The 6,742-nt window shown below is 38.2% G+C and carries 2 protein-coding genes, 1 rRNA gene and 1 pseudogene; 3 read left to right on the top strand and 1 reads right to left on the bottom strand.

What is annotated here, in order from left to right; all coding sequences use genetic code 11:
- Positions 1-232: pseudogene (locus tag H5072_RS08880) on the top strand (IS481 family transposase); the annotation flags it as partial.
- A 54-nt stretch (positions 233-286) separates the two neighbouring features.
- On the opposite strand, the gene H5072_RS08875 reads toward H5072_RS08880, so the two are convergent.
- Positions 287-2,593 carry a hypothetical protein gene (locus H5072_RS08875; protein ID WP_182693301.1) on the bottom strand — a complete coding sequence of 769 codons (2,307 nt, stop codon included), beginning with the start codon at positions 2,591-2,593 and terminating at the stop codon, positions 287-289.
- Positions 2,594-3,122: 529 nt separating this feature from the next.
- On the opposite strand from H5072_RS08875, the gene H5072_RS08870 reads away from it, so the two are divergent.
- Both H5072_RS08870 and H5072_RS08865 read left to right on the top strand, forming a co-directional pair.
- Positions 3,123-6,050 carry a TonB-dependent receptor gene (locus tag H5072_RS08870; protein ID WP_182693300.1) on the top strand — a complete coding sequence of 976 codons (2,928 nt, stop codon included), beginning with the start codon at positions 3,123-3,125 and terminating at the stop codon, positions 6,048-6,050.
- A gap of 611 nt (positions 6,051-6,661) precedes the next feature.
- Positions 6,662-6,742, top strand: a 16S ribosomal RNA gene (locus tag H5072_RS08865); the annotation flags it as partial.

Here is a 6,742-nt window from a genome sequence, read left to right as displayed (position 1 = left end):
TAATTTGGATTTGGACGAACTCAAAAATGAAACGTTACCTGAGTGGCAGCATTACTACAATTGGCAACGCGCTCACGGCTCATTCAAAGGTAAAACTCCAATGGATGTTGTATGTGAACGGCTTGGAAAAACACCGCTTTGGGAAGACGTTCACGCTAACTACGAAACTGAAAATGAACGCATTCAGTTATCGAATTATCAGCGTGATCTTCAACTACGAAAAGTGAAATGATGTCTATGAATCACACATGTTAGTAAATATACAAGCTCCGTTGTAACCCATACGTCATTTATATTGTTCTGCTATAACTACTTTCTCTGTCCAAGCTTCTGGCATGTTAAGTGCGCCAACCGCTTTTACCATACAGCGAATTTCTTTCCCAGACTCTTCACTGGTAATATCGTAAGTATTAGTTGCTGTGTATGTTAACGGATAACCATCAGCAAACCAATAATAACGAATATCTGTAATATCTTGTAAATTAGCTTGGCAAGTTATTGTTTCACCAACAGCTTTTTCCCCTGTAATAATTGGTTTACTGAAAAAGGGTTTTGGGATTTTTATTATGTCTGATGTTTTTTGTAGTACTTCAATAGAGTCTATGGTGAAGCTTTCTTGATCGCTCGTCGGATTGCCATCGTAAGACCTAAGCGCATAGTCAAGTTGCAAATCAAGCCTTTCAAGATAAGTTGGTGCGGTTGGCACACGACCAACTTCAACCCACTTATCATTCCCAGCTTCATCTTTAATAGTCACATTTATATAAGTCATGTCATTATCAATAACAAATTCCCAGGTATGGTATTGTCCATCCCAAAATTCAAGACCACCTTCAATTTTACTTTTTTGCTCCGTCAGTTCTCCCCAATATGCTTTGTAACTTTTATAACTAGAGTCATCTTTTGCAAATATGTTTGGTACGTGAGCATAGTGGTAATGAGAAGAAAGTCCGTTTAACCAAGCTCCATTTTTTCCATCGAATTCAAACCAATCTACTTCGATGCGGTTTGCTGTTCGCCAAAACAAAAAATCAGGATTATAAGACCAAAATGCTGGAAATAACCCCCCAGGCAAATCATTTTTGTCTATTTTAGGAAGCATACTACGAATTCGAAAAATTTTTGGCCCAGTCCAAGTATAGCCATGCCCAAGATCATTCACGCTATAAAAAGCACTCGCTTTCCATCTTTCGTTTTGTTTTCGTAGTAAAAGAGATTGCTTTTTTTCATCTTTATTGTGGGGATAAACATTAAATGTTTCACTAGGAGGCATCAGCTGAGCGCTCGCGCCAACTGCCGGATTAAACCCAGGGGCAGACCAAAGGTCAGATTCACCACTAAAACTCGCTTTTACTCGGTTATTACGAAAGTCATCATAAAATACTCTTTCAAAGTCGTCTGTAGGTACACGTTCTCCACCACCATTAATGCGCACTTCAGCTCTATCAATAGAGCTCCCCCAAGCTGTCCATTCTTTTTCATTATGAATATAGCGATAAGGGAAGTCTTCAGCATCCATTGTAGGTCTAATATTTTTATATGGGTGTTCGTTTGGCAGATCAATTGAAGATATTCCGTTACTAAATAACGATTGATTCGTACTTAGACGATAAGCCGCCCAGCCAGTCATTTTTTGAACCATTGCTTCTGATGGTTCTGTCAAACCAAAGACTAGTGAATCATATGCCCAAGCCATATTACCAATATCATTATCGCCAATGTATGAGGAAGTATTGCTAATCCATTCGCCTGAAAAGCGATCAGGTTGGATTGCTTCGCTAGAGATTGGTGTTCCATTTACTGAGGCAAACATTTGACCATAGCGGATCCCAGCAACAATAACATTCCATGTTTTACCATCTGCAATCACGTCATTTTTAGTTGTCATAATCCGTTTATCAAGACCATTATTATTAAGACCGACATACTGAATACTTAGACCGTTTGTTTTGTTATACCAGATTTTAGGAGATGACTTATTTGAACCTTCTCCATGGTTAATATCTAATAAAATCGTTTCAGCATTATCACCTGTATTAGCATCGATCCTAAACGTAAAAAGCATCCATCTGTAATTCCACCTAGCATCGCGCTGACCTGGCATTATTAAATATTGCCCAGAGTTCTCCGCAAATTCAACACCATTATTTTTTCTTGTTTTGGATGGTTGAAGGGAGAGCTTTGCTTGTGTTGCATTCGCTGTAATTGTCCCGCGCGAAGAATGATTTATTACATTACCTATTTCAGTGTCTTCTTGAAAATAAGCAGACATAAGCCACTCAGGAAAAAGGTTTAAAGCCCACGTAACTTTGATTGTGCTATCAATTGCGCGTTTCGGAATACGCAGCGATAGTGGGAGTCGACCAGTGGTTTGCTCTAGCACCGTGACTTTGCCATCATTATTAGTGTCGTAATCAGCTTTGATTTCAGGGTACTGGTTTCCGAGAAAATCAAGCAGTAAATTGCGTTCAAAGTCATCATATAAACCATTGCCGTCTAGATCAAAGTTAGACTTTGCATTGTTGGCGTTACTATCACCAATAAACCAAATGAAAAAACACGCAGTGATGATCAGTTTAATATTACTTTTCATAAATAGGCTCCTATTAAAGTTTTTAGGGATATTTATTCAAATAGTTGAGTATTGGAAACAAAGCATTGAATAAATAGCGATACAAAAAAGAGCTATCTTTAGTGATTTTTTTAGTATATAGCCGAATGTTGGTAATAATTAAAGCTAACCATTTAGAGGTTGGATATCTGATATTTTTACAGTAAAACTTTTAATTAACCTTAGTCTATGTTTTTTAGAAGAGCCACTTAACTTTAAAAAAATAGATCCTCACAGCATATCTTCATGTAACTGTATTTATTTAAATAACTAGATAGTTCAGTCGGTTAGTGCTTAAAATTGATTTACTATTCTGAATTTAAGTTAATTATAAACAGGTAATCATTTATCAAAGCGATTAATTTAATTTTAAGCTCCCGTTAATAAAAGATTAAGTTTGGTTGTATAAAATTGGCAAAAAATTTTATATTTTCGTCAATTTATTGCAGTAAAATGATTAATTAACTTGCTTGAATCAATATAAGCAGTTTTCAATGGAATAGAACTCTTCATGACAGCACTTAACTACAATAATAACTCACTACACGCTTCACCCAAACTATTCAAATCAACACTCTGTATTTCTATTTTATCGGCAATAGGCTTCAGCAATAAAGCTTACGCAGATATAACTAATAATAAAGAAGATATGGAAGTAATAGAAGTACGTGGTATCCGTTCAAGTATGGCCGAAAACTTAGATGTAAAACGTATGTCGGGATCTGTAGTTGATGCCATTACCGCGGAAGACATTGGAAAGTTCCCTGATAAAAACGTTGCAGACTCACTTCAGCGTGTACCCGGTGTGGTAATTGAGCGTGACGGCGGGGAAGGTTCATCTGTCAGTATTCGTGGTTTATCGTCAGAACTTACCTTTACACAGCTTAATGGTAATTTTATAGCATCTTCTCCGGGGGAGCCTTCTCGTTCGTTTGATTATGCTTTGTTACCGTCTTCAATGATTGAAAGCGTAGAGGTTTATAAATCGCCAGAGGCACGCTTAGATGAAGGTGGGGTTGGTGGCACTGTATTAATGCACAGCCGAAAGCCTTTAAATATGGATGCAAACTCGGGTGTCTTTAATGTCGAGAGTACTTACGCTGATGTTACAAAAGAGTACGAACCGCAGTTTACGGGTTTATATTCATGGAAAAACGACAACGAAAACTTTGGTGTATTAGTTGGCTATACCTATCAGGAACGGACAAACAGAACGCTTTCGGGCGTTACTGATGCTAATGTATGGCGCTATACTGGCACTGGGCAAGCAACAGATATACATGGTAATACAGTTGATAACAATAACGGTTGGGATACTATTAATGATGCAAACGGCAACAGTTACGATGGCGTTTGGTTTCCGCAAGTTGTTCGAGGTTCTGTTCTTAACGAAAAACGTGAGCGCGAAGGGATTCAATTTAGTTCACAGTGGCGACCAACAAATCGTTTAGAGCTTGGCTTTAATTATTTTGGTTTTACACTTGGGCAAGACAGAACAGAATCTGTGATTGATATACCAGAGTGGTCTTTAAATCCTGATTTTTTAACGGATGTAAACCTTGATGAGTCGGGCACTATTGTTACTGGTATGCAATACGATGCAATGGCAAGTGGTGTCGAAAATGATATGCAATTTCCGTGGATGCGTGGCAGCTACGTACGTGAGGAATCTACCTCCGATACCTTTGATTTTAATTTAACCTATGAAGGTGATAATTTTAAAGCGCGCTTTGTAATTGGTAATACACAATCAGAGGGCGGCCCAGAAGAAAGCTGGGAAGCGGCGTATAAAAGTTCTAACGCGGGCGAAAACGCAGCCACTATTCAAAACGCAGCTCAAACGGCTGGCTGGTCGCTCAATCAAAATAATGTGTCACTTAATATCGACCCTAATACATTAGTTAATTTACAAAATGGAGTTGGAGGCGGTCGTGATGCGGGCTCTTCAAACTCAAGCTTTGTACGCAGTGAGCTAGAAGAAGATTACTACCAAGCTGATGTGGATTTTTATGTTGATTGGGGCTTTTTAAAAACAATTAGAACCGGTGTTAAGTACCGCAACTCAATTCTTCACCGTGAAACCGGCAACACCTTCTTTTTAGAACCAAATTTTGACATTGCTGCAGGGGAAGCAAGTGAGCAAGGTATTACCCGTTTTGATAGCTACCAATGGAATGGTGGAATGCCATTAGCTCAAAATGTATTTACTAGTGAGAATAATATTGCAGGTGGTTTTGATATAAACCAAATGCCAAGTATCGACTGGAATAAATACCGCGATATGGTCACTGCTAGTTATGTACCTTATACGCGCATTGAAGATAATTTTGTTTACGATATAGAAGAAAAAATATCGGCTTTTTATATACAAGGTGATTTTGAATTTAGTGAAGTCAGAGGTAATTTGGGTGTGCGTGTTGTGCAAACAAAAACACTTACTTCATCTACTGACTTATATACCTACCAATTAGATCACACAAATGATGAAACAGGTGAGCCAGTAACAGGGGACGCTCGTTTTGTAGAAGACTATCAATTAGTCACTCAGCAAAACAAAGAGACTCAAGTTTTGCCAAGCTTTAATATAGCGTGGGATGCAACCGACGATTTAGTTATTCGTGGGGCAATAGCTAAAGTAATATCTCGTCCTGACTATAGTGATTTAGGTGCGCAGCAGCGCATTACCTATGTATCAGGTGAATGGGCAGAAGATAGAGCCGCATTTAACGAGCTTCCTGGTTTTAGCGGTAGTGGCGGAAATAAAAACTTGAAACCATTTGAATCAGTTCAAGCTGATTTATCTATTGAGTATTATTATGGCGAAGGTTCTGCTGTTGGGTTGGCACTTTTTCATAAGAAAGTAGATAACTTTGTTGTGCCACTGGTGATCGACGTAGAGCAAAACTTTGCCGGTAAAAATAATATAGTGGATGCAGGGACTATTAATATAGCCCCTTACAGCACTGTAGGTAATGGCACCGATGCAGTATCAAAAGGCGCGGAAGTATTTATTCAGCATGCCTTTGATAGTGGTTTTGGCTTTTACGCAAATTACACTTATAACAAAACCAATAAAGCAGATGTAACAATTAATGGTGAAGAATTTGGTCAGTCGGCCTTAATAGGTAGTGCAAAGTATCAGTACAACACCTCTGTTTATTATGAAGGAGGTTATTTTAATGTACGTGCTTCTTATAATAAGCGCGGCGAAACAGTACTCGGTTTAAATAGCGGATTAAATGTATACCAAGACCCTTACGAACAAATCGATGTAAATGCATCTGTAAATTTATACGACGGGCTTAGCCTTACCGCAGCGGTTATTAATTTAACTAAATCTGAATCAGTAACGCGTTTAGGAAATGACACCGATGCGCGATTACTCAATACTAGCTACTCAGGTCGTCGTTTTTACGCGGGCTTTAACTATAGCTTTTAGATAAATGACTTAATAGCTGGTCTGTAGACAGTATTTTTTGATAGCGCAGGCCATAACAAACACTTTAATAGGCGTTAAATGTTAATAAAGTGCTAGTTATGTTGTGTTTTTAATGCGTTTAGCTCAAATTCTCAGCGAACAGTGCTTTATTTAAAGTTTTGTCAATAAAACGCTTGCGTAAAAATCTGTTCTCCCTATAATGCGACCCCACTGAGACGGGAAACGCTGAAGCATAGCAAGGCACGAACTACTCACAGAGTTAAATAAAACTTCGGTTTTAAATCTTCTAAAAAGAAAGTTTAAAACAAAGTGTTGACTCGAAAAATAAAGGGTGTATTATTCGCATCCCTTGAGACGCTAAAGCGACTCAAAACGTTCTTTAACAATATAAAGCAATCATCTGTGTGGGCACTCGTACAGATTGAGTTCTAACAGCCAAGCTACTTCGTTCTTTATTGAGCAAGTAACGAGGCAAACAAATTAGAGTCTCAATTGAAAACTGAGTGACCAACAGAATAGTTATTTCGGTAATTATTCGGCACAGTCAATTCAATATCGAAAGATATTAAAAATTCAGAATTCATTGAGCTGTCGAAAGACATAAAACTTTTTAATTGAAGAGTTTGATCATGGCTCAGATTGAACGCTGGCGGCAGGCCTAACACATGCAAGTCGAGCGGTAACAGAAAGTA

Origin of the sequence: Pseudoalteromonas sp. SR45-5 (genome assembly GCF_014163565.1) — a bacterium.
Taxonomy (GTDB): domain Bacteria; phylum Pseudomonadota; class Gammaproteobacteria; order Enterobacterales; family Alteromonadaceae; genus Pseudoalteromonas; species Pseudoalteromonas distincta.
This window is presented reverse-complemented; position numbering and strand designations above follow the sequence as displayed.

Excerpts from the sequence above, each read along its gene's own strand:
- H5072_RS08875 (WP_182693301.1), bottom strand. The coding sequence starts at position 2,593 with ATGAAAAGTAATATTAAACTGATCATCACTGCGTGTTTTTTCATTTGG.
- H5072_RS08870 (WP_182693300.1), top strand. The coding sequence starts at position 3,123 with ATGACAGCACTTAACTACAATAATAACTCACTACACGCTTCACCCAAA.